This window comes from Corynebacterium marquesiae, from assembly GCF_030229635.1.
In the GTDB taxonomy this organism is placed as follows: Bacteria; Actinomycetota; Actinomycetes; order Mycobacteriales; family Mycobacteriaceae; genus Corynebacterium; species Corynebacterium marquesiae.
Map to the genome: position 1 here is coordinate 1 of NZ_JASPII010000009.1, position 22062 is coordinate 22062.

General features: G+C 58.9%; 20 protein-coding genes and 1 tRNA gene. 8 read left to right on the forward strand and 13 right to left on the reverse strand.

The features are described from left to right. Window positions 1-76: 76 nt before the first annotated feature. A tRNA-Gly gene (locus tag QP971_RS07175) sits at window positions 77-150 on the reverse strand. Between the two features lie 65 nt (window positions 151-215). On the opposite strand from QP971_RS07175, the gene dcd reads away from it, so the two are divergent. Together dcd and QP971_RS07185 are read left to right on the forward strand one after the other, a co-directional pair. Beyond that, the gene (gene dcd / locus QP971_RS07180) at window positions 216-779 is read left to right on the forward strand and encodes a dCTP deaminase (protein ID WP_034656041.1); all 564 of its coding nucleotides are present in this window, start codon (window positions 216-218) and stop codon (window positions 777-779) included. Between the two features lie 42 nt (window positions 780-821). Next, window positions 822-2144: a UDP-glucose dehydrogenase family protein gene (locus QP971_RS07185; protein WP_284811225.1), complete on the forward strand. Its 1323-nt coding sequence runs from the start codon at window positions 822-824 to the stop codon at window positions 2142-2144. Between the two features lie 87 nt (window positions 2145-2231). Here the strand turns inward: QP971_RS07185 and QP971_RS07190 are convergent, their stop codons facing one another. The 5 genes from QP971_RS07190 to QP971_RS07210 all read right to left on the reverse strand — a co-directional run bounded on the left by QP971_RS07190 (window position 2232) and on the right by QP971_RS07210 (window position 9548). Further along, complete coding sequence (locus tag QP971_RS07190) at window positions 2232-3494, reverse strand: YibE/F family protein (RefSeq protein WP_225746332.1); 1263 nt, start codon at window positions 3492-3494, stop codon at window positions 2232-2234. A gap of 52 nt (window positions 3495-3546) precedes the next feature. After that, on the reverse strand, window positions 3547-4776 hold the full coding sequence (locus tag QP971_RS07195; protein ID WP_198492154.1) for a pyridoxal phosphate-dependent aminotransferase: 1230 nt from the start codon (window positions 4774-4776) through the stop codon (window positions 3547-3549). 55 nt (window positions 4777-4831) lie between these two features. Then, window positions 4832-5434: a DUF1707 SHOCT-like domain-containing protein gene (locus QP971_RS07200; RefSeq protein WP_431831079.1), complete on the reverse strand. Its 603-nt coding sequence runs from the start codon at window positions 5432-5434 to the stop codon at window positions 4832-4834. Window positions 5435-5530: 96 nt separating this feature from the next. Continuing rightward, window positions 5531-6805, reverse strand: coding sequence for a cation:proton antiporter (locus QP971_RS07205; protein ID WP_284787789.1), 1275 nt, complete (start codon window positions 6803-6805; stop codon window positions 5531-5533). A gap of 34 nt (window positions 6806-6839) precedes the next feature. Continuing rightward, complete coding sequence (locus QP971_RS07210; protein WP_284811223.1) at window positions 6840-9548, reverse strand: (Fe-S)-binding protein; 2709 nt, start codon at window positions 9546-9548, stop codon at window positions 6840-6842. A gap of 250 nt (window positions 9549-9798) precedes the next feature. On the opposite strand from QP971_RS07210, the gene QP971_RS07215 reads away from it, so the two are divergent. From QP971_RS07215 to QP971_RS07225, 3 genes are read left to right on the forward strand one after another with little or no spacing between them, the layout of a single operon-like run. After that, window positions 9799-10374, forward strand: a complete 576-nt coding sequence (locus QP971_RS07215) for a DUF6230 family protein (RefSeq protein WP_049378970.1) — start codon at window positions 9799-9801, stop codon at window positions 10372-10374. Further along, on the forward strand, window positions 10364-10831 hold the full coding sequence (locus QP971_RS07220) for a DUF6114 domain-containing protein (protein WP_239274229.1): 468 nt from the start codon (window positions 10364-10366) through the stop codon (window positions 10829-10831). The genes QP971_RS07215 and QP971_RS07220 overlap by 11 nt, the downstream gene beginning before the upstream one ends. Beyond that, window positions 10828-11421: a hypothetical protein gene (locus QP971_RS07225; RefSeq protein WP_239274228.1), complete on the forward strand. Its 594-nt coding sequence runs from the start codon at window positions 10828-10830 to the stop codon at window positions 11419-11421. Before QP971_RS07220 ends, QP971_RS07225 begins: the two co-directional genes overlap by 4 nt. Before the next feature lie 18 nt (window positions 11422-11439). Here QP971_RS07225 and QP971_RS07230 read toward each other — a convergent pair whose 3' ends face one another. The 3 genes from QP971_RS07230 to QP971_RS07240 form a co-directional block, all read right to left on the reverse strand. Beyond that, window positions 11440-13377: an ABC transporter ATP-binding protein gene (locus QP971_RS07230; protein ID WP_275435486.1), complete on the reverse strand. Its 1938-nt coding sequence runs from the start codon at window positions 13375-13377 to the stop codon at window positions 11440-11442. Beyond that, window positions 13377-15119: an ABC transporter ATP-binding protein gene (locus QP971_RS07235; protein ID WP_284811222.1), complete on the reverse strand. Its 1743-nt coding sequence runs from the start codon at window positions 15117-15119 to the stop codon at window positions 13377-13379. The genes QP971_RS07230 and QP971_RS07235 overlap by 1 nt, the downstream gene beginning before the upstream one ends. Before the next feature lie 85 nt (window positions 15120-15204). Further along, window positions 15205-15552: a methylenetetrahydrofolate--tRNA-(uracil-5-)-methyltransferase gene (locus QP971_RS07240; RefSeq protein WP_284811221.1), complete on the reverse strand. Its 348-nt coding sequence runs from the start codon at window positions 15550-15552 to the stop codon at window positions 15205-15207. 233 nt (window positions 15553-15785) lie between these two features. Between QP971_RS07240 and QP971_RS07245 the strand changes: the two genes are divergently transcribed. The 3 genes from QP971_RS07245 to QP971_RS07255 are packed head-to-tail and all read left to right on the forward strand — an operon-like array spanning window position 15786 to window position 18753. Then, the gene (locus QP971_RS07245; protein WP_284811220.1) at window positions 15786-16571 is read left to right on the forward strand and encodes a phosphoadenylyl-sulfate reductase; all 786 of its coding nucleotides are present in this window, start codon (window positions 15786-15788) and stop codon (window positions 16569-16571) included. Then, complete coding sequence (cysD, locus tag QP971_RS07250; RefSeq protein ID WP_049378981.1) at window positions 16571-17470, forward strand: sulfate adenylyltransferase subunit CysD; 900 nt, start codon at window positions 16571-16573, stop codon at window positions 17468-17470. The genes QP971_RS07245 and cysD overlap by 1 nt, the downstream gene beginning before the upstream one ends. Continuing rightward, entirely contained in the window at window positions 17470-18753 is a 1284-nt protein-coding gene (locus QP971_RS07255; protein WP_284811219.1) for a sulfate adenylyltransferase subunit 1, read from the forward strand. The genes cysD and QP971_RS07255 overlap by 1 nt, the downstream gene beginning before the upstream one ends. On the opposite strand, the gene QP971_RS07260 is transcribed toward QP971_RS07255, so the two are convergent. The 4 genes from QP971_RS07260 to QP971_RS07275 form a co-directional block, all read right to left on the reverse strand. Next, complete coding sequence (locus QP971_RS07260; RefSeq protein ID WP_049378983.1) at window positions 18750-18938, reverse strand: hypothetical protein; 189 nt, start codon at window positions 18936-18938, stop codon at window positions 18750-18752. The genes QP971_RS07255 and QP971_RS07260 overlap by 4 nt on opposite strands. A 201-nt stretch (window positions 18939-19139) precedes the next feature. After that, window positions 19140-19628 (reverse strand): LppP/LprE family lipoprotein, encoded by a 489-nt coding sequence (locus QP971_RS07265; RefSeq protein ID WP_316981419.1) that lies wholly within the window; start codon window positions 19626-19628, stop codon window positions 19140-19142. A 229-nt stretch (window positions 19629-19857) separates the two neighbouring features. After that, window positions 19858-20583 (reverse strand): hypothetical protein, encoded by a 726-nt coding sequence (locus QP971_RS07270; protein WP_239274216.1) that lies wholly within the window; start codon window positions 20581-20583, stop codon window positions 19858-19860. 81 nt (window positions 20584-20664) lie between these two features. Next, on the reverse strand, window positions 20665-21756 hold the full coding sequence (locus tag QP971_RS07275; protein ID WP_239274215.1) for a flagellar basal body-associated FliL family protein: 1092 nt from the start codon (window positions 21754-21756) through the stop codon (window positions 20665-20667). Window positions 21757-22062: the final 306 nt, after the last annotated feature.

Consider the following 22062-nt stretch of genomic DNA (forward strand, 5'->3'; position numbering starts at 1 on the left):
GAACAAAAAGCAACTGAGATGCCGGTTTGTCAACGATGCCGCGACTCATCTGTCAAACATGTCGCGACTCATGACATGGAGCCGACGACGGGAATCGAACCCGCGCTAGCAGCTTGGGAAGCTGCAGTTCTACCATTAAACTACGTCGGCACTGCGCACTTGTGCGCTCCGGCCCACTATACACCTTGGTCTTAGACATGAGTAGAATTGGGGTCGTGCTTCTTTCAGATCGTGATATCCGTTCCGCCATCGACGCCGAAGAACTGGGCATCGAGCCCTTCGACAGTGAGCTTATCCAGCCCTCCTCGGTAGACGTGCGCTTGGATAAATATTTCCGCGTCTTCAATAACTCGCGGTACACGCATATTGACCCCAAAGAGGAAATGCCGGATCTCACCACCTTGGTGGAGGTAGAAGAAGATCAGTCCTTCATCCTCCACCCAGGCGAGTTCGTGCTCGGTGCTACGTTGGAAAAGTTCACGCTGCCTGCGAACTTGGCTGGCCGCTTGGAGGGTAAGTCTTCTCTTGGCCGCCTGGGATTGTTGACCCACTCCACCGCGGGCTTTATTGACCCAGGTTTTTCCGGCCACATCACGCTCGAGCTTTCTAATACCGCCAACCTGCCCATTGCCCTGTGGCCGGGTATGAAGGTGGGGCAGCTGGCGATTTTCAAGATGACTTCTGCAGCTGAAAGCCCTTATGGCACGGGTTCGCTGGGGTCGAAGTACCAGGGCCAGCGCGGCCCGACGCCATCGAAGTCTTACCTGAATTTTCGATAGGCTTAAACCGGCATTCACATAGAGCCTCTACTATGGGGCTTTATGCGTATGACTGTAATCGGCACCGGATATTTGGGTGCAACCCATGCTGCCTGCATGGCCGAGCTCGGCCATGAAGTACTAGGCGTGGACGTAGATGAAAATAAGATTTCCGCTCTTAAATCGGGCAAGGTTCCATTCTATGAACCGGGGTTGCCAGAGGTTCTCGAGCGCAATATCGAAGCCGGCCGCCTTGACTTCAGCACGGACTATGAAGAAGCAGCCGAGTTTGGCAACCTGCACTTTTTGGGCGTCGGTACTCCGCAGCGCCGTGGTTCCTACGCGGCGGATATGACCTACGTTAAGGCCGTTATTACGGATCTGGTGCCCAAGCTCAAGGGCGATCACATCATCTTTGGTAAGTCCACCGTTCCGGTGGGAACGGCTGCGGAGCTCCAAGAGCTGGCCAATGAGCTTGCGCCAGAAGGCACCACCGTGGAAATCGCGTGGAACCCGGAGTTCCTGCGTGAGGGCTACGCCGTCAAGGACACCATCACCCCAGACCGCATTGTTCTCGGCGTGCGCGAGGGTGAAAGCCGCGCCGAAGAAGTAGCGCGCGAGGTCTATGCCCAGCCGCTATCGCAAGACACCCCGTTTATCGTGACAGATTGGCAGACTGCAGAGCTGGTCAAGGTCTCCGCTAACGCGTTCCTAGCCACCAAGATTTCCTTTATCAACGCCGTTTCTGAGATCTGCGAGATTGCAGGCGCGGACGTTACCGCTCTTGCCGACGCCATTGGGCTCGACGAGCGCATCGGCCGCAAGTTCCTTGGCGCCGGCCTCGGCTTTGGTGGCGGTTGCCTGCCCAAGGATATTCGTGCCTTCATGGCCCGCGCCGGCGAGCTTGGCGCCGACCAGGCGCTGACCTTCCTGCGTGAGGTGGACGCCATTAATATGCGCCGTCGTGACCGTGTGGTGGACCTAGCCAAGGAAGCCTTCAATGGGTCCCTGCTTGGCCACCGCGTGACCGTGCTGGGGTGCGCGTTCAAGCCGAATTCCGATGACGTGCGCGATTCGCCCGCCCTTGCCGTGGCCGGTTCTTTGTCTTTGGCTGGTGCGGCAGTAACCGTCTATGACCCAGAAGGCATGGACAATGCCAAGAAGGTATTCCCCACCTTGGATTACGCCGCGGACACTGACGATGCCCTGCGCGAGGCAGAGTTGGTGATTCTGGCAACCGAGTGGAAGCAGTTCAAGGAATTGAATCCGCAACAAGCGGGCCAGCTTGTGGATAATAAGCACATTATCGACGGCCGCAATGTGCTGCCTGTCGCAGACTGGCAGCAGGCCGGCTGGAAGGTCGAGGCTTTGGGCCGCACCCTTTAACTAGGGTTATGCCAAAAGGCGATACGGAGGGCTGAGCAGTGAGGAACATTGCTCGGCCCTCTCGCTTGTGCCTAAGCCAGTTCATGTTTAGGCAGCTACACGGCTATGCGGAATCGTAAACGCTGCGATAAGTGTGGTTATCGGCACTGCGAGGATTAGAGCCATCGCACCCACACCGGAGCGAAGCAACTCGGTGGCGACGAGATCGCTGGTGAGCATCTGGCTGGCGGGGCGCTGCGCTGCGGTAATGAGTAAAAGGAGCGGAAGCGTGGCGCCGGTATAGGTGAGGATGAGTGTGTAGATCATCGAGGCAATGTGATCCCGGCCTACCTTCATTGCAGAAAGAAAGAGTTCTCTTGGGCGCGCGTCTGGGTCGGCTTCGTGGAGCTCGGTGACTGTGGAGGCTTGGCCCACGGCGACATCGGCAAGGCTGCCAAGGGAGCCGACAACGAAACCGCACAGTAGCACTCCAAGGATGGAAACGCCCGGCATATAGAGCAAGAGCTTTAGGTTGTCTTCGGAGCTGTAGCCCTGCAACTGCGAGGTATCGATCGTGGCCCAGGCGAGGAATGCCGCGATAATGAGAGCTAGCAGCGACCCACCTACCGCTGAAGCTGCTTTCCAATTTGCCCCGTGCACGAGTGGTACGGCGACCAAGATGATTGCGGCGCAGGAAACGAGGGCGGTCCAGAGGGGACTATGGGCCTCGATAAGCGCAGGCAAAAGGAACGCAAAGACTACGCCAAGGCTAATCGCCAAGCCGATGATGGCGCGTACCCCCTGCCATGCGCCGAAAACAATTACGATGATGGCAACGATTACCGCCCACAAGATTAGGCTGCCGGTGCGCTGATAATCCGCAAAAGCATAGGTAACCGCCCCAGACGGGTCAGTAGCCTTGGATAAGACTATCTTGTCGCCGGTTTCCAACTGCGGATCGCCAGCTTTGCCATAGGTGACCAGCTGGGTCATGTGCCCTGCGTCTTCGCCAGAGGTGATTTTAACTAGTGCGCGATCGCAATATATCTCTTCCGTGCCGGGGATAAGGGGAGGAGTGTCAAAGACCTGTCCCGTTTGTTCTGATTGACAAGCCGAATGGTCAGCCGTATCTACCGTGCCCTCTACCTGTGGGTGATTGAGCGTATAGGTTTGCTGAAATTCCGCGGACGTGTGCTCATTGGCAGGGCTGTTGGGCCAAAGTATTACCAAGCCAGCAACGGTAGCTATGAGCGCTGCGGCGAGCGCGCCAAGAAGGCCTATCCGCCAATGATTTTGAGCTATCGAAGTAAAAAGCCGGCTCCACAGGGCGGAAGCCGGCTGGGACTTGATTGCCGCAGAATGTCTTCCCATGCACCTTATTGTGACGGATTATCACTATCATTAGCAACTGGCGGGAAGAAAATTACTGTTTGTAGCTCACAAGGAAGTTACCTAGGCGCTCAATGGCGTTTTCAATCTGGGATGCCCACGGCAGCGTGACCACGCGGAAGTGATCCGGGTTGGGCCAATTGAAGCCGGTTCCTTGCACCATGAGGATCTTTTCCGCCTTCAAAATATCCAGCATGAGCTTGGCATCATCATGGATTTCATACACATTCGGATCCAAACGCGGGAAGAGGTAGAGCGAGCCCATGGGCTTCACCGCGGAAACGCCCGGAATCTCGTTGAGCTTTTCATAGGCAATATTGCGTTGCCGCAGCAGGCGCCCGCCAGTACCAGTGAGCTCATAGATGGACTGCCGGCCACCCAACGCCACCTGGATAGCGTGCTGCGCCGGTACGTTCGGGCACAGGCGTGTTCCGGCCAGAAGCTCAAGGCCTTCGATGAAGCCACGGGCGTGGTGCTTAGGGCCGGTAAGTACCATCCAGCCGGCACGGTAGCCACACACGCGATAGGCCTTGGATAAGCCATTGAACGTGATGGTGAGAAGGTCAGGGGCTAGCGAAGCGATGGAGATGTGCTGCGCGCCGTCATAAAGAATGCGGTCATAGATCTCATCGGCCAAGATGAGCAGGTTATGCTCGCGGGCGATATTGACGATCTTCTGCAGCACTTCGCGCGAGTAGACCGCACCCGTTGGGTTATTCGGGTTAATGACCACGATGGCCTTGGTTTTATCCGTAATCTTGGACTCGATGTCCTCGATGGATGGATTCCAGTCATCCTCCTCATCGCATAGGTAGTGCACGGGGGTGCCACCTGCCAGGGACGTAGCTGCGGTCCACAATGGATAATCCGGTGCCGGGATGAGAACCTCATCGCCGTTATTGAGCAGCGCTTGGGTGGTCATGCTGATGAGCTCGGAGACGCCATTGCCCAAGAAGACATCGTTGATATCGAAGGGCGGGAAGTCCTCCAGCTCGTAGCGGGTAACGATGGATCGGCGGGCAGGAATGATTCCCTTGGAGGTGGAATAGCCCTGGGAAGTAGGCAGGGCAGCGATCATGTCGCGCATGATGACATCGGGTGCTTCGAAGCCAAAGACGGCCGGGTTACCGGTGTTGAGTTTCAAGATGGTATGGCCATCGAGCTCCATGCGTTCCGCTTCCGCAGAGACCTCGCCGCGGATGTCATACGCGACGCCCTTGAGTTTGTCGGACTGGTCAAAGATGCGGTGTTTGGGAGAAGTCATGGAAGTATTGTGCCACGATTCACAGCTACACAAAATGCTTCAGCACCGGCGATGACTATTTTTTATTCCACTCGCTGAACTTCCGCTTGGCCAGTTCCATGGCTTGGCCGGTAATTTCGCCAGCTTGCATGCGGCGATCGGCCCACATTTTCTCCTCGATCATTTTTTGCTGCGCGCGTTCATGTGCCGTGAGGGCACGAATCTCGCGCAACTGCTGCCGCTCAATCTGACGCACGGATGGGGCGTGCCAGGAAGACGGACCCACCTTGGCCACGTAGAGCATGATCCACAAAATTGGAATGAGGGCGGCTGTTACCGCGCCTCCGAGCAGAAGCCATGGGTTGCTCATGGTAGCGCTCATTAAGATAAGCGTAGGGCTTGCTACCGCAAGCACCACAGAGCCGGAAAGTGCGGTCGCAAACTTTGGTTTCTTGCCTGCATTATGGGCGCTTGTGACCTCACCGCGGGAATAGACCTTGACCTCGTGGGAACCACGCGCCGGAATGTCTTGAAAGACGGGCACGAGGTCTTGGTGGGTGTGGGCACGCATGACCTCGTCCGAGCGGTCCTCGAACTCCTCCATGGTTAACCGGCCTTCACCCACGGCGCGGGCGAGGTCATTGATGGCGTCGTTGCGCTCGGAATCGGACAGGCGCAGCGTCCGATTGATAGGGGAAGAACCAAAGTTATTACTCACATCTTCCAGTCTAGGAAAATTCTGCCCTTGTAGGGACGTGCTCTCAGCGAACGCGGCCTATAGGTCCTTGGTTTCAGCGTTAGGGGTCTTTTCGTCCTTCTTTTCTTGCTCGTTTCCGCCCACCAGGCTGGCCAAGAACGGGAAGATGGCGACGGTAAGCGCTCCACCGGAGACGAAGATCGAGGCATTTTCCGCCTTCATGATTCCGGAATTGACCGCCAGGGACGTTACCGCCACGATGATTGGCAGACCGGTGGCGGAATACAAACCTACTTGGAGGCGCTGGCGGAAGGTTTCAATATCAGATCCGGTATGCCCAACATTTTCGCGCAAGAAGACGGGCAGGCCACGGGTTACCAAAATGAGAGCTGGAATGCCCAGTACCTTCCACGGATTATGAGCGATGGTATCCCAGCTAATGCTCATGCCAGAGACCACAAAGAAGACCGGGATAAGCATCGAGTAAAACACCACATCGAGGCGGTGCTCAAGGCGGCGGTGGAATTCATCCGGGATGATGCGGTTCAAGATGATGCCGGCAGCAAAGGCACCGAGCACGATATCGAGTTCAAAGACTGCCGTAACCGCCATGAGGATGGCCAGAATCAGGATGATAAGACGCAAAATCGTCTGATTGGTGGAGCCCGCACCGGAGATAAAGGCGGTCTTGACCCAAGGGATGGTCGAGGCGATGGCCGCCGGCATGATGGCGACGGCAACGGCGATGATGATGAAGAACAACAAAATGATCATCGTCGTCAGCGTGGAACGAGTACCCAGCAAGAGTGCCATTGCGGTAATGGGGGCGACTTCACCAATGGCACCATGAATCATCACCGAATTGCCCACCTTGGTGCCTAGAATGCGGTCCTGTTTTAGCATCGGTGTGAGCGTGCCCAGCGCCGTTGATGTAAGCGCCAAGGCGACGACGATGGCACCTGGCACGTTATCTACCAGGAAGTAGGCGCCTATCCCACAGGCGAGGGCACAGATTGCCCAGGTGGATAGCGCCGTTCCGGCTTCTTTGGTTTTGAGGGTGGAGATTTGAATTTCAAAGCCCGCGAGGAGAAATAACGCTCCCACGCCGAGTTCCTTGAGCATTTCGATTCCTTCGTCCTCGGCCGCGAGGTCGAGTACGGAAGGGCCAATAATCATGCCGAAAATCAGCAAGAGGGCCACCGACGGCAGGCGGTAACCCAACATATAAGAGACCAGCGGCGCGAGTAGAGCCGCGGCCATAATCCAGGCGAAAGAGACGAGGGAATTTGTATTTTCGGTTGCGCCTGCCGCCAGCAGCAGGGCATCGGTGGGGAGTCCCGCATTAAAATGCATGGACTACAGCGTACGCACCAATGCCCCTGCGCGCCTACTCAGATTCAGGTGGCTTGGGCACGCTTTCCGACGCCGGCGGTGCCGGAGCCGCCGGTGGTGCTGGCGGTGCAGCCTGTGGAGGCTTCGGGGCCGCAGGTGGCGTCGGTGCCGATGGAGCAGAAGGCGCGCTTGGAGCTGCCGGGGCGCTCGGTGGGGTAGGCGCGCTTGGTGCTGCGGGAGGTGCCGGTGCTTGGGGAGTCTGCGGTGCAGGTGGTGGCGTCGGTGCCGATGGAGCAGAAGGTGCACTTGGCGCAGGCGCAGCCGGTGCCGTGGGTGCAGCGGGTGCGGCCGGTGCCGCAGGTGCGCTTGGCGGCGTTGGAGCGCTTGGTGGAGTTGGGGCGGCTGGTGCTTTTGGCGCAGGTGCTGCCGGGGTGTTCGGTGGGGTAGGCGCGCTTGGTACTGCGGGAGGTGCCGGTGCTTGGGGAGTCTGCGGTGCAGCTGGCGGGGTCGCCGCCGACGGAGAAGAAGGTGCGCTTGGCGCAGGCGCAGCCGGTGCCGCGGGTGCAGCGGGTGCCGCGGATGCGCTTGGAGCTGCCGGTGCCGAGGCGGACGGGGCGGGGGCGGTAGGAGAGTCGGAAGTGGGGGCGTCGGCAAGCGGGGCTTCGTTGGTGCCCGCGGTCTTTTGGTGGCGCACAGGGGTGGACAGGAACGCCTTGGGGTGGGGCTCAGGGAGGGTTCCTGACTCGTCGAGGGAGATGGAATTGCGCAGCATAACCGCCACGTCATTGACCTTGGTAGTGGGGGCGGAATCCTGCGACAAGGACTTCACACCGCCGGTCATCATGACATTACAGAAGGGGCAACCGGTGGCGATTTCTTCCGCGCCGGTCTCCAAAGCCTGCTCGGTGCGGAAATCATTGATGCGGGTTCCGAGCTTTTCCTCCATGAACATGCGGGCGCCGCCGGCGCCACAGCAGAAGGCTTCATCGCGGTTCTTGTCCATCTCGCGCAGCTCCACGCCGGTGGCCTCGAGCAGCTCGCGCGGAGGATCGAAGACCTTATTGTGGCGGCCGAGGAAGCAAGGATCGTGGTAGGTAATGGGCTTGCGATTCTCCGGTGTGCGCGGCACCGGCTTGAGCAAGCCCTCGCGGACCAGGCGGTTGAGCAGCTGGGTGTGGTGGAAGACGTCGAAGTGCCCGTCAAAGTCTGGGTACTCATTGCGGATGGTGTTAAAGCAGTGTGGGCAGGTGGTGATGATCTTGCGCTGGCCCTCCGGGACGCCGTCGAAGGCGTTGTTGAGGGTCTCTACGTTTTGCTGCGCCATCATCTGGAAAAGGAACTCGTTGCCGGCGCGGCGGGCAGGGTCACCCGTACAGGTCTCACCCGTGGAGAGCACGCCAAACTTCACGCCTGCGGTATGCAGCAGGTCTACTACGGCGCGGGTGGTGCGGCGGCCATCGTCATCATACGCACCAGCGCAGCCCACCCAGAGCAGGTATTCCATATCGGTGAAATCGGCCTCGTCTTCACCAATGATGGGGACGTCGATGCCATCGGCGCGGGCCTCATCGATCCAGGCGCGGCGCTCAGAGTTATTCCGGCCCCACGGATTGCCCTTGTTTTCCATATTCTTAAACAGGCCGGTGAGCTCGGACGGGAAGTCCGATTCCGCGAGCACCTTAAAGCGGCGCAGGTCCGCGATGTGGTCGATGTGCTCAATATCGGTTGGGCACTGATCTACGCACGCACCGCAGTTGGTGCATGACCACAGCACATCGTCATCGATGACCCCGGCCATAGACAGTACATCCAGGCCCTCATGCGGGTTGTAGTTATCCAGTGCGCCCTGACGCAGGTCCATCATGACCTTTTTGGGGCTCAGCGGCTTTTCGGTATTCCACGCCGGGCATAGTTCTTGGCAGCGGCCACATTCGGTACACGAGGTGGAATCCAGCAGCATTTTCCAGCTACCCGGGGTGATGTCTTCTTCCAAGTCCGGGGTGGGTAAAGACTGCAGGGCCTTCTCACCGGTGGCATTGCGCTGGAAAAAGATATTGAAGAAGCTGGTGAAGCGGTGCCACATCACGCCCCACTGGAAATTGCGGGAAATGAAGACGATAAACAGCATGCCGGATAGCAGCTTGAACAGGGCGAAAAAGCTCACTAGGGCCGGGGATTCGGGGAAGAGCTTGGCCAAGTGGACGCTCAAGAAATCCGCCCAGGCGGAGCCGCCGCCGTAGGTGGCGATCTTGGTGGACTTCACCAAGATCATGCCGAGTCCCTCAGAAAAGACGATGAACTCTACCCAGCGCGCCGAGGCGGTTTGGGAATTGAAGAAGCGGCTGCCGCGTTCGGTATCGCCGAGCTTGAGGCGCACGCTGATGAGGAAGCCGATGCCTAGGACCGTCGCGATGCCCAAGATTTCCTCAACGAAGTGGTAGACCGGCCAGTGGCTGAGCCACGGCCAGCCCTTATTGGGTGCGAAGGTTTGGATATAGGCCTCAAACCACACCAGGATGCCGAAGAGGAAGCCCACCATCACCAGCCAGTGGGCGGCATTAATCAGAGGTTTACCCTTGAAGTGGGAATGGCCAAAGACTTCCGCAATAACGCGCCATAAACGCTTGCCTATATTATCGGTGCGCTTGAGCTGGCTAGGTCCGCCGGAGCGGATGAATTTGAAGAGGGCCCATACGCGGGTGAAAAAGTACAGCCACACCGGAATCGATGCGGCTATAGCTATCCAACCGAACACGGTGGTCATGCGTGCTCCTTTAATACTGATGCTCCACGTTGCTATCTACCTTAAAGCCTTGGGGTGAAAATCCCAGAGTCTGCATTCAGTGCGGTGCTGCGGCGGGGTGGGCTGTACACTGTCAAGATGAGAAACTCGGTCGCCATATTCTTTTAAACGTGCTGTATACGGCGGCGGAGTATAGCCAGTGCTGGTGGCCGCAGCGTGGCCCAACCTGGCAAGAAGAGAACCTAGACCGCCGCAGAAAGGGCAGACCACCATGGGTAAGACAAATATCACCAAGGCCGCGGTGGCCTTGACCGCAGGCCTTGCTGCCTTTGGTGTCACCGGATTTGCCGTGGCGCAGGGCGGCTTGACCGCGAACCTGGCCCTTTCCGGTAGCTTCTTTAAAATCACCATGGGGCACTTGGACGGAGAAGGCTTTTCGCTTTTTGTTGATGACGATCAAAAGGGCGAAGAACACCTTCCCGTTGCCCGTATCAAGCTGGACCACGCGAAGGTCTCTGATCTTTGTCTTTCGGTGACTGTCCCCAAGGTGCCCGGCGTGGGTGAGGCGACACTCGCGCTCAAGGCTGAGGGTGAGGGCAGTACAGAGTCCGATAGCCTGCTGGTCGGTGCGACCGACGTGGATGGTTCCTTGGTGATGCAGGATGTCAACGTGGGCATCGATGCGAATCAGCTCAGCGATACCGCCGATCCTGGCGCCTGGGGTCTCTATTCCAAGCAAGTTTCCCTCAAGGCTGATGATGTTAAGGCCACCTCCGTGGGCGCGCAGCGCCTTTCTGCCAAGAATGTGGGAGTGACGGTGAGGAGGGGGTCCGATAATGGCTGCTGAGTCCAGCACGGAAGAAACACAGACCCTCCCGGCGGCGGAGGCAACGGGCGAGGAGGAATCTAAGCCTAGCGCCTGGCAGCGCTTCCGCCGCTGGCGCAACGGCCGGCCCTTCTTTCCCGGACTGTTGCTCATCTTGTCCGGCATCATCATTGCCGCGCCGGCCTATATCACCATCCGGATCTCTGACCTTTTAGTCATGATCTCCACTATTTCTGGCGTATCTACGCTGCTTATCGGCGTCTTGCTAGCCATGTTCGGCCTTGGTGCGTGGTTCCAGCCGGCAACCTCGAATTATGTCGGTGTGCTAGGCATCATCGTGGCCATTATCGCCTTGCCGACGTCCAACTTGGGCGGCTTCATCATCGGCTCCCTGCTCGGCATCATTGGCGGGGCCTTTACCTTTGCGTGGCAGCCGGGGGAGCAAAAGCGCCGCACCAAGGAAGCAGCAGAGCAATGACGAGGGCGATGCCGCGGGCGGCGCGTAGCTGCTTGGCCGTACTGACCTGCGCGCTGGCGGTGGGTGGTGTGAGCGGTTCCGAACGGGTTAATGCGCAAGATGCCCCGGCGGTTCCGTACTTCAGTACCGTCTTCGCGGATACGGTGACGCTGAGGAAGAATGTCACCGTGTCCTTGGGCACTTTCCCCACCGCCAGCGGTGATGTGCGGGTTCTAGAGCTGAAGGGCGAGAACCTCGACATCGATAACCTTGGGATCACGCTGCCTGGCCGCTACGGCGATGGCATGTTGACTACGGGAGGGGATACCACCGAGGTACGCGGCGGACCGGTGACCATTATGGCTACCGAGCTCATAGCCACCCCGGCGGTGGGTAAGGTTTCTGCACCCCGGGCGGATATCGATTTAAGCCGCGACGATATCAATGCCGTGTTGGACAAACTTGGTGTTCCAGAGCCACACCCCGTCCCAGATGCGGAAGTGCCCGATGTAATCATGGAGCATCTTGAGCTGCGCGATGTCACCCTTGAGCTGGTAAACCTCAAGGGTGCTCACTTTAACGCGCCGACCGTGACGGTAGGGCTGGATTAGCTCACCGCCGGCGAAGACCTACCCTTGAGCGAACTGGGACTGATGCAGGCGCCAGTATGCGCCTTGGGTCGCAAGGAGATCGTCGTGCGAGCCTTGTTCCACGATGGTGCCGTTTTCCATGACGAGGATGAGGTCAGCATCGCGAATGGTGGACAAACGGTGGGCAATGACGAAGGAGGTGCGGTCCGCGCGTAGCGCGTTCATCGCCTCTTGGACGAGGACTTCGGTACGGGTATCGACCGAAGAAGTCGCTTCATCCAGGATGAGCAGCGCGGGTTGGGCTAAGAAGGCGCGGGCAATGGTGATGAGTTGGCGCTCGCCGGCCGAGATAGCACCGCCGTCTTGGTCGATGATGGTGTCGTAGCCATCGGGCAGCGCGTGCACGAAGCGGTCCACATAGGTCGCCTTTGCCGCAGCGATGACTTCTTCGTCCGTCGCGTCCAAGCGACCGTAGCGGATGTTCTCCAGGATCGAGCCCTTGAAGAGCACGGCGTCCTGGAGCACCATGCCCACCTGGGAACGCAGGGTATGGCGAGGCATACGGGCGATATCGTGCCCATCAATGCGAATCTGACCGCCATCTAGCTCATAGAAGCGCATGAGTAGGTTGACCAGGGTGGTCTTGCCGGCACCGGTGGGGCCGACAATGGCCGCGGTTTGGCCGGGCTCCACGCGCAGGTTGAGGCCGGTGATGAGCTCTTTATCCTTTGCGTAGGAGAAGTCAACGCCTTGGAACTCCACGAGTCCTTGGGCGCGGCCGGGAAGGTCCTCGTCGGTGGTGTCGGGGGCTTGCTCTTCGGCGTCGAGAAGCTCAAAGACGCGCTCGGCCGAGGCCACGCCGGACTGTACCTGCTGCATCATGCCGCCGAGCTGGCCTAACGGCTGGTTGAACTCGCGGGAGTATTGGATGAAGGCAGTGGCAGCGCCCAGAGTCATGTGTCCATTGGCCACGCGCAGACCACCCAGGACCGCAATGGCCACATAAGACAGGTAGGACAGGAATTGCATGATGGGCATCATGATGCCGGACAGGAACTGAGCCTTAGCTGCGGAGCGGTAGAGCTCCTCGTTGCGCTTGTCGAATTCCTTCGTCATGGCCTCCGTGCGGCCAAAGACGATGGCTAGGTCGTGGCCGGAGAAGGATTCTTCTACCTGGCCGTTGAGCTGGCCGGTGGAGCGCCACTGCGTTGTGAACTGGCGCTGCGAGCGGCTGCCGATGACACCAATGACCAGGCCAGTAAGCGGAAGGGACAGTAAAGCCACCAGAGCGAGCTGCCACGAAACGCTGAACATCATGATGGTGATGCCAATGACCAGCAGCGCGTCATAAAACAGCTGCGATAGCGCCTCCTGCAGGGCCTGCTGCATGTTGTCGATGTCATTGGTGGTACGTGAGAGGATATCGCCGCGCTGCTGGGAATCAAAGTAGTTGAGAGGCAGCGCATTAATCTTCGCCTCCACGCGCTCGCGCAGGTCAAACACGATATCCATGCTTAACTTGTTGAGGATTGCTCCCTGCCACCACTGGAAGCCAGAGGAGACGATGTACATCGCGATCACGGTGATGATGAGCGTGCCCAGTCGGTTAAAATCGATGCCTTCACCGGGGACGAAGTCCATCGCGGAAGCCATATCCGCAAAGCGGTCCTGGCCCTCAGCGCGCATGCCCGCAATGGCTTGCTCGGCGGTGATATTAGAGGGCAGGTTGCGCGAAATGACGCCGGCAAAGATGACGTCCATGGCCTTGCCCATGATCTTCGGGGCTACCACGGCCAAGAAGATGCAGACTATGTTCATTGCCGCGACGGCCCACAGGTGGCGCTTGAAGGGAGCAAGCAGGGAGAAAAGGCGTTTGGTGGAGGGCCAGAAATTCTTGGCCTGACGGGGTACGGAGCCGCCCATCGGATCAAAACCGGTATCCGTGGACTCGGCGGTAGAGGTGGTGTTTTCAGCCATTAGTTTTCACCCCCTGCCACACCGGCGGTTTCTTGGGAATCAACGATTTCTTGGTAGACCGCGCAGCGGCCCAGGAGTTCCTCGTGGGTGCCGCGGTCAACGATGCGGCCGGCGTCCAGCACCAGGATCTGGTCCGCATCGCGGATAGACGCTACGCGCTGGGCGACGATAATGCTGGTCACCGGCTTTTCGCGCTCGGCAAACGAGGCGCGCATTGCCGCCCGCACCTTGGCGTCGGTAGCCACGTCCAGCGCGGAGAAGGAATCATCAAAGAGGTAGATCAGAGGCTGGGCGACAAGCATGCGCGCGATGGACAGGCGCTGGCGCTGGCCGCCGGAGACGTTGCTGCCGCCCTGTGCGATGGGCATGTCCAGGTCGTCTACGAAGTCCGCCTGAGCCACGCGCAGCGCCTCCCAGAGCTCTTCATCGGTGGCTTCGGGGCGGCCCAAGCGCAGGTTGGAGGCCACCGTGCCGCTAAATAGGTAGGCCTTTTGTGGAACCAGAGATACGCGCTGGACGATGTCCTGGCGGGCCAGGGAGGTGGTAGGGGTGGCGTCGATAAGCACCTGGCCCTCCGTCGGCACGTACAGGCGTGGGATGAGGGAAACCAGGGTGGTCTTGCCCGAGCCCGTTGAACCGATGATGGCGGTAGTGGTGCCGGGCTGAGCGGTAAAGGAAATGTCTTCCAGCACCGGCGCATCCGCACCGGCATAGGAAAAGCCCACGTTGCGAAACTCCACAGTGCCCACGCAGGCCTCCGGAGAGGTGGTGGAGCTGGGTGGAGTAATAGAGGGCTCGTGCTTGAGCACCTCGGTGATGCGGCGGGCACAGATAATGGCGCGCGGCAGCATCATCGCCATGAAGGTGCCCATCATGACCGCCGCCAGAATCTGGAGCAGGTACTGCAGGAATGCGGTGAGCGAGCCGACGTTGACCAAGCCCTCATCCACGCGATGGCCGCCGAACCACAGGACCGCGCCCGTAGCCACGTTGAGGATCACCGTAATGAGCGGGAACATCACCACGAAAAGCCGGCCAATGTTCAAGGACAGGCGGGTGATATTTTTATTTTCTTCGGTGAAGCGCTCGGACTCATAGGCCTCGCGCACGAAGGCGCGCACCACGCGGATGCCGGTGATCTGCTCGCGCAGGGTGCCATTGATGGAATCCAGCTTGTCCTGCATGGAACGGAAGAGCGGCATGAGGCGGGAAATGATAACGGAGATGGTACCGAGCAAAACCGCCACGGATACCCACACCAGCCAGGACAAGCCGGCGTCTTCGCGCACGGCCATGATGATGCCGCCGATGGACATGATGGGTGCGGTCACCATGAAGTTCAGCATCATCATGTAGACCATTTGCACCTGCTGGACGTCATTGGTGCCGCGGGTAATAAGCGTAGGTGTGCCAAAACGGCTCATGTCCTCAGTGGACAGGGAATTCACGTGGCGGAAGACCTCGCCGCGTAGATCTCGGCCGACGCCCATGGCGGTGCGGCTGCCGCACCATACCGCGCCGATGGCGGTGATGACTTGGGCAAACGCGACGGCCAGCATGATGCCGCCGGTGCGCCAGATGAAGTCTACATCGCCCTGAGACACACCTTTATCGATGATCTTGGCATTAAGCGATGGAAGGTACAGCATGGCAGCTGTTGACAAGGCCTGCAGGACAAGTACCGCGATGAAATACGGCGTATACGGCGCCGACCGTGTAATGAGAATGCGAACCAGATCCATGGACTCGCGCCCCTTTCCTTGCCGTGGCTGGGTAGCCGTGCAAGTTTATACCGGTGGTGGGTGGGGCGCTAGTCGGTAATTGCTGCTAAATCCCCACGTGAGCCAGCTGCGCGCGGGTGATGACGCTGCGCCAGTCTTCAAAATCCTGCAGTGGGGCGCATAGGCCTTCCCACGTGGTGACGGCCACGCCGCGAGCCTTGAGCTCCAATATGAGTAGCTCGCGATTGCCAGAGGCGGCCAAGTGGTGGATTTCGTTCTGCGTGATGTCGCCGTCTGGTCCTACCCGCACGTTGCCGATAAGGCGCAAGCGGGGAGTGGTGCCGGGGCCGCAGTGGGAGCCCGTGACGGCGTCGCCCAGCACGCCTGCCAAGCCTGCAAAGCGGCGGAGTAGACCGAATGGGGCGGTGCACTGGGTAATGAGGTCCACACACATGCCAGCGCTGATAAGCTTCTCGGCGGTGGATAGGGCCGCCGGGCCCTGCTATACGCTGCATGAAAGTGCCTCCTTGTGCGGGGCGCGAACGCCCGCAATAGACTGTCTTGTCTGTAAATCTAGTCCGCTTGGTACGGATTGGAAACTTTTTATTCGCACCTCCCGCCAAGCTCAGCGGCTTTTCGCGCACAATCTCCTGCACCGCCTTGGGCTTTTGCCTAATGTGTGACGGCATGAACCCAACGACGAACCTGCTGGACGGTGGCAAGAACTACCGCGACCCCAGCATCTCCCCGGAAGGCACGCGCGATACCGCGCCGCTGGACGCCGAGGTAGCCGCGCGCAACCAGCAATTGGTGGACCAGTGGGCGGATAAGCTTTATGACGCCTCAGCGGAAACCATTACCGAATGGGCCGCCGAGCACGCACCCGGCCGCTTGGCCATGACCATGTCCATGGAAAATACGGTCTTGGCTGAGCTTGCCCACCGTGCTGGGCTCGATGCAGACCTGCTTTTCATCGATACCGGCTGGCACTTCCAGGAAACCCTGCAGGTAGCCGACGAGGTAGAAAAGCGCTACCCGGACCTCCCACTTGTTCGCGTGCTGCCTTTGCTCACCCCGGAAGAGCAAGACGAGGTGTATGGTCCGCGCCTCTACGCTCGCGATACCGCGGCCTATAACCGCATGCGCAAGGTCGAGCCGCTGAATATGGCGATGGACCCATATGCTGGCTGGGTCACCGGCCTGCGCCGCGCCGATTCCGAACACCGCGCCACCGCCCCAGCGCTGAGCCTCGACCGCACCGGACGGCTGAAGATCTCTCCCATCATCACCTGGGATCTGGACGATACGGACCGCTATATCGCGGACAACGACCTCATCATCCACCCACTCACCCTGCAGGGATACCGCTCCATCGGCTGCGCACCGCTAACCTTCCCGGTTGGTGAAGGCGACGATGCCCGGTCCGGGCGCGTATTTGCAGACGGCAAGACAGAATGCGGGTTACACGAATAATGAGCACACTTTCTCCACACTTAAAAGACCTAGAAAACGAGTCCATCCACATCCTGCGCGAGGTGGCCGGGCAGTTCGATAAGGTAGGCATCCTCTTTTCCGGCGGCAAGGACTCCGTCGTTGTCTTCGAGCTAGCCCGCCGCGCCTTCGCCCCGGCCACGGTGCCGTTTGAGCTGCTCCACGTCGATACCGGTCACAACTTCCCCGAGGTCATTGATTTCCGCAACCGCCTCGTGGAAGAATCTGGCGCTCGCTTGCACGTCGCCCGCGTCCAGGACTGGATTGACCGCGGCGATCTCCAGGAGCGTCCTGATGGTACCCGCAACCCGCTGCAGTCCGTGCCGCTGGTAGAGACCATCGCCGAGCGTGAGTATGACGCCGTATGCGGTGGCGCTCGCCGCGATGAGGAGCGCGCCCGCGCCAAGGAGCGCATCTTCTCCATCCGCGATTCCTTCGGCGGGTGGGATCCCCGCCGCCAGCGCCCCGAGCTGTGGGACCTTTACAACGGCGGCAAGATGGCCGGCGAAAACGTCCGCGTCTTCCCCATCTCCAACTGGACCGAGTCCGATATTTGGGAATATATCGGCGCCCGCGAACTGGAGCTGCCCTCCATTTACTACTCGCATGAGCGCGAGGTATTCAAGCGCAATGGCATGTGGCTAGCGCCTGGTGAATGGGGCGGCCCCGCAGAGGGGGAGGCACTGGAAACCCGCACCGTGCGCTACCGCACCGTGGGCGATATGTCCTGCACCGGCGCCGTGGAATCTACCGCATCGACCCCCGACGAGGTGCTCGCGGAGATCTCCATTTCCACCCTTTCCGAGCGCGGCGCCACCCGCGCCGATGACAAACTTTCCGAGTCCGCCATGGAGGACCGCAAGAAGGAAGGCTACTTCTGATGACCACGACCCTCGCGCCGAATGTCGGCGCCCTCAAGCAGCGCGATACCCTGCGCCTGTGCACCGCCGGCTCCGTTGATGACGGCAAGTCCACCTTCGTCGGCCGCCTGCTCTATGACACCAAGTCTGTTCTTGCCGACCAGGTCGAGTCCATGGAGCGCACCTCTACCGACCGCGGCTTTGACGGCATGGACCTTTCCCTGCTTGTTGACGGCCTGCGTGCCGAGCGCGAGCAGGGCATTACCATCGACGTGGCCTACCGCTACTTCGCCACGGATAAGCGCACCTTCATCCTCGCCGATACCCCCGGCCACGTGCAGTACACCCGCAATACAGTCACCGGCATGTCCACCTCCCAGGTGGTGGTGCTTCTTATCGACGCCCGCCATGGCGTTGTCGAACAAACCCGCCGCCACCTCAATGTCGCCGCCCTCCTGGGCGTGCGCCACGTGGTCCTCGCGGTGAACAAGATTGACCTGGTGGACTATGACGAGCAGGTCTTCCGCGATATCGAGTCCGAGTTCAACCAGATCGCCACCCGCCTGGGTATCACCGATACCACCGTGGTGCCGATTTCCGCGCTCAAGGGCGATAACGTGGTTGAGCGTTCCGCCACCATGGAGTGGTACACCGGCCCGACCGTCCTCGAGGTTCTCGAGACCGTCCCTGTGGCCACCGGCCGCGCCGATGAGCTGGATTTCCGTTTCCCCATCCAATACGTCATCCGCGAGCACGCCTCCGATTACCGCGGCTACGCCGGCCGCGTGAAGGCCGGCTCCATCTCGGTCGGCGATGAGGTTGGCCTTCCCGAGGGCCGCACCAGCGCCGTCACCCAGATCGACACTGCTGACGGTCCGGCCGACTCCGCCGCCACCGGCGACTCCGTGACGCTCCTGCTTGCCGACGACATCGATCTCGCCCGCGGCGATCTCCTCGCCGGCTCCCAACGCCCCGCGGCCACCCGCGAATTCGACGCCACCGTCGTAGGCCTGACCGAAAAGGACATCAAGCCCGGCCAGATGCTCAAGCTGCGCTACGGATCTTCCCTGGTTAAGGCCCGCATTGCTGCTATCACCCGCACCCTGGATCTTGATGGCGTTTCCGATGTGGAAGATCCCGAGTCCGTCGCCATGAACGACATCGCCCACATCACTATCCAGACCCAGGCCGAGCTTCCCGTTGAGGACTATGCCGCCCGCGGTGCGGTGGGCAACTTCCTACTCATCGACCAATCTTCCGGCAACACGCTTGCCGCCGGCTTCGTAGGCCACCGCCTGCGTTAGTCGTCCTGTGCGCCGCTGCTGCTTCTCTCACTGCGCATCATTATGATGCCCGTGATTCCGAGGAGCAGCGGCGTGGAGATACCGAACACCGTAGGCCCTACTACGGTTAAGTTCACGATCAGCAAGACAACCGCCGCCACCAGCGCGAAAACCCCGAATTTCTGCTGAAACGTCTTCTCGCTCATTCCTATCTCCCCTTCGGCTACGTTGTGGCCACGATAACCGCTTCTGGCTCCCTGCGAAAGCCTAGAACGCGGCCATTTCTTGGCTTCCGCACACTCCTGCGAATCCCGGACCGCCGCTTGGCGTCACGCAGCGCGCAAAACAAGCACGTTTCGCCGCCAAACTGGTGGCATTTTAGCGAAACGTGCTTGTTTTACATCGACCTACTGCATCGGCGGAACGTCGCCGGACATGATGACCTTCTGCTGGCCTTCATCCCACCGGAAGCCTGCATTGGTCGTACCCGAGCGGTTGGCATTGCCTTCGCCCTCGCGTGGCCAGTGATAGGTCACCGCTATTTCGGAATCGTTGACGCGTTCAACCGTGGGAGCGAAGCCGTAGGGCTTTGCTGTTGCAGTACCTAAATATTCACCGTGGTTAAAGAGCATGATGTGGAAGGGTGAAGAACTTGTCCCTCCCTCAATCATCAGGGTTTCCCACGATAGGGAAGCGCATGGGTCGTAGCCGGAGGAATCGAAAAGCTCCCAACCGATGGTGCCCCACGGCGCAACTTGGGAAACGCCGTCTTGGAACGCTGTCTGTGCGCTGTGCGTACCGCAGGTTTGGTCGGCTCCGCTAGCAGAAGAATTCTCGTCACCTAGTTGGGACGCCTGGCTGTCCTCTTCCTCATCCATCACTACGTTGGGTGGCACTGGCCTGGAAGTAGTTTTTCCTTCTGGGATAGGTCCTTTCGTCGAGGGTTCCTGCTCTGCATCGTCTCCTTGTCCTGGTGAAGCGGACCTCGAAGCAGTCTCATAGTGAAGTTTTTGACCAGCAGTGTCAGTGGAATTTTCGTCACAGCCAGCCAGAGCGAAAGACGCGATTGCCAAGCCCATTGCTGCTCCGATAGCCAGTGCTCGGCCATGGAAAGGGTTATGCGAGCTAGGCATTCTCAATTGCCCGGCGTCCCATAGTCTTGCGAATCGACCAGACGAACTCCCAGAGAATCAGCATGAGCGGGGTGGCTACGAGAGTTTTGATCAGGGAGGCGCTGAAATCTGCGGTCTTGGACTCAAGCTCCGAGGAATCAAAGATGAGGCCCATGGCGGTGGTGTCACTAGCTTCGCCGGCAAGGGACAAGCCGCGGATTCCGGCAATAAGCCACATGAGGAGCAGGATGCCCCATAGCACGCACCACATGATGGATTGGCAGCGTTGGCGGTCTGGTTCGACGGGGAATGTTACATTACTAAAATCAACAGTGACTTGTTTGTTGGCCACGTTGAAGCTTGAACTGCTGCTGAATTGCTGATTTGTTGCCTGTGGCTTCCAGTCTTGCTGTGGTTGCGCCGAGTGCTGAGGGGTGTATTCCGGCGCCGGGGTATAGGAGGCAAGATTTTCTTGCGGCGCGGTTTCGGACGGGAGGGCGGCGATGTAGCGGATGCGTGCGATATCTACTTCCGGCCCAGTGGTATTAGCCAAGTCGTTATCGTATTGCTTGCGCCGGTTGTCTGCGGAAAAGATTTGTCGCGCAGTGCTCAGTTCGTCGCGCGCTGCGGCGTCCCCGGGATCGACTTGGGCGAGCTTGTTGTCGATCTCTTCGATAAGATCGGCGGAATTGGCCGAAGCATCGAGGGAGAGAGAATCGTAGAGGTTGTAGTCGGACACAGAGAGTTCCTTTCTGGTGTTAGAGCAGGGTCGTAGGGAGAAGAGAGTAATAGGGAAGGAGGGATTTACATGGAGAGGCGATTAGCAGGGGTCGGAGAAGTCCGCATCGTTATTTAGTGAACGAGCATTGCCACCGTATTGCGCTTTTAGCTCGCACACTTTCTCCACGCTATGGCCTGCGTCAAAGTAGACGGCGTAGACGTCATTGCCGTCTACTTGGCCGCGAAGAGAGCTGCAGGCTTTTCCGCTCAGTGTGTGTGAACCCGGATACTTACCCTGGACGCGAGAAAGCTCAGGATGGGGGTCACTGCCTAGGGGGACCATAACGGATTCTGCGATGAGAATGTATCGGCCGTCGCAGCGGGGGCCGGCGCTATCGTCTGGCATTTCGTCAATAGATTTTGCGCTAGCGCCAGCTTCATCTTTTGCTGCAGATTCCGCACTGGGTTTGTCATTGGCGTCGCACAACAAAACCTTATCGAGCAAGGGGAGTGGGGCACCGGCGTCTTCAAGTTTTGACCGGTCGTAGCATCCCATATGGGACGGCCACGACGTTCCATCTGTTTCGTATCGGTGCCAGGCATTGTCGGTCCAATAGAACAAGGCTTGGGCCGAGGTTCCGTCGTCACCAGCAAAAAGCCAGGAGTCATCGCAGTACATCTTTACCGGAGCACGCAAATCACTGAGTTTGTCATCTGCGTATTCATTGCACTTTTCGTACTTGGTCAGTTCTTGTGATTTAGCGTTATTTTTTCTCTCTGGGGAATCTTTTGCCTCGTCTTTTTTGGACTTGTTCTCATCTTTGTCGGACTCGGATCCCTTCTCAGGGTGGGAGGTATCTTTAGCCTCGGAGCTAGCAGCCAATGCAGGTTCATTTGGGTCATCGGCATCATTTGAATCGTTCGTGCCGACCAGTGCCCAAGTTAAACCGCCAACCAGAGCGAGAACCGCTAGCACAGCGATGACTAGGAACACGATGCGTTTACCTTTTCCGGAGGACTTAGGGTCGTCAAAGTCCTCACCTGTAGGTGATGCTGCAGAAGTCGAGGTTGTAGGGGAATTAGGTGAGAGCGTGCCCCAAGCTTGCTCCTCGCGTGGCATGGGGCGCATGCGTTGAGTAGAAGGATCCGTGGAGGGCTGATCCGGCTGGCCCCAGGCATTGTTGTTGTTCAAAGGCTGAACTCCTCCATAAGCAATTCAAGAGCGGAATACGAGAGAGATTGGATAATCTAACGATTAATCCGTGTCATACTATAGACATACGACTTGCAGAAATTCTTTCAAATAGAACGTCAATACAGGCATTCGGATTTATTCAAGTTATCTGCACGTAAAGCGAATGGTATAAGTGTGACATCTGTCTGGTTAAGAGATTAGGCTAAAAGGGGAAAATACTGCCAAGATTGTCAGATATGAGGGCCTAGCAACCGGTGAAAGGGCTGTGTCTTAGTGCGAGAGCTTGAACGCACGCGGAATTTT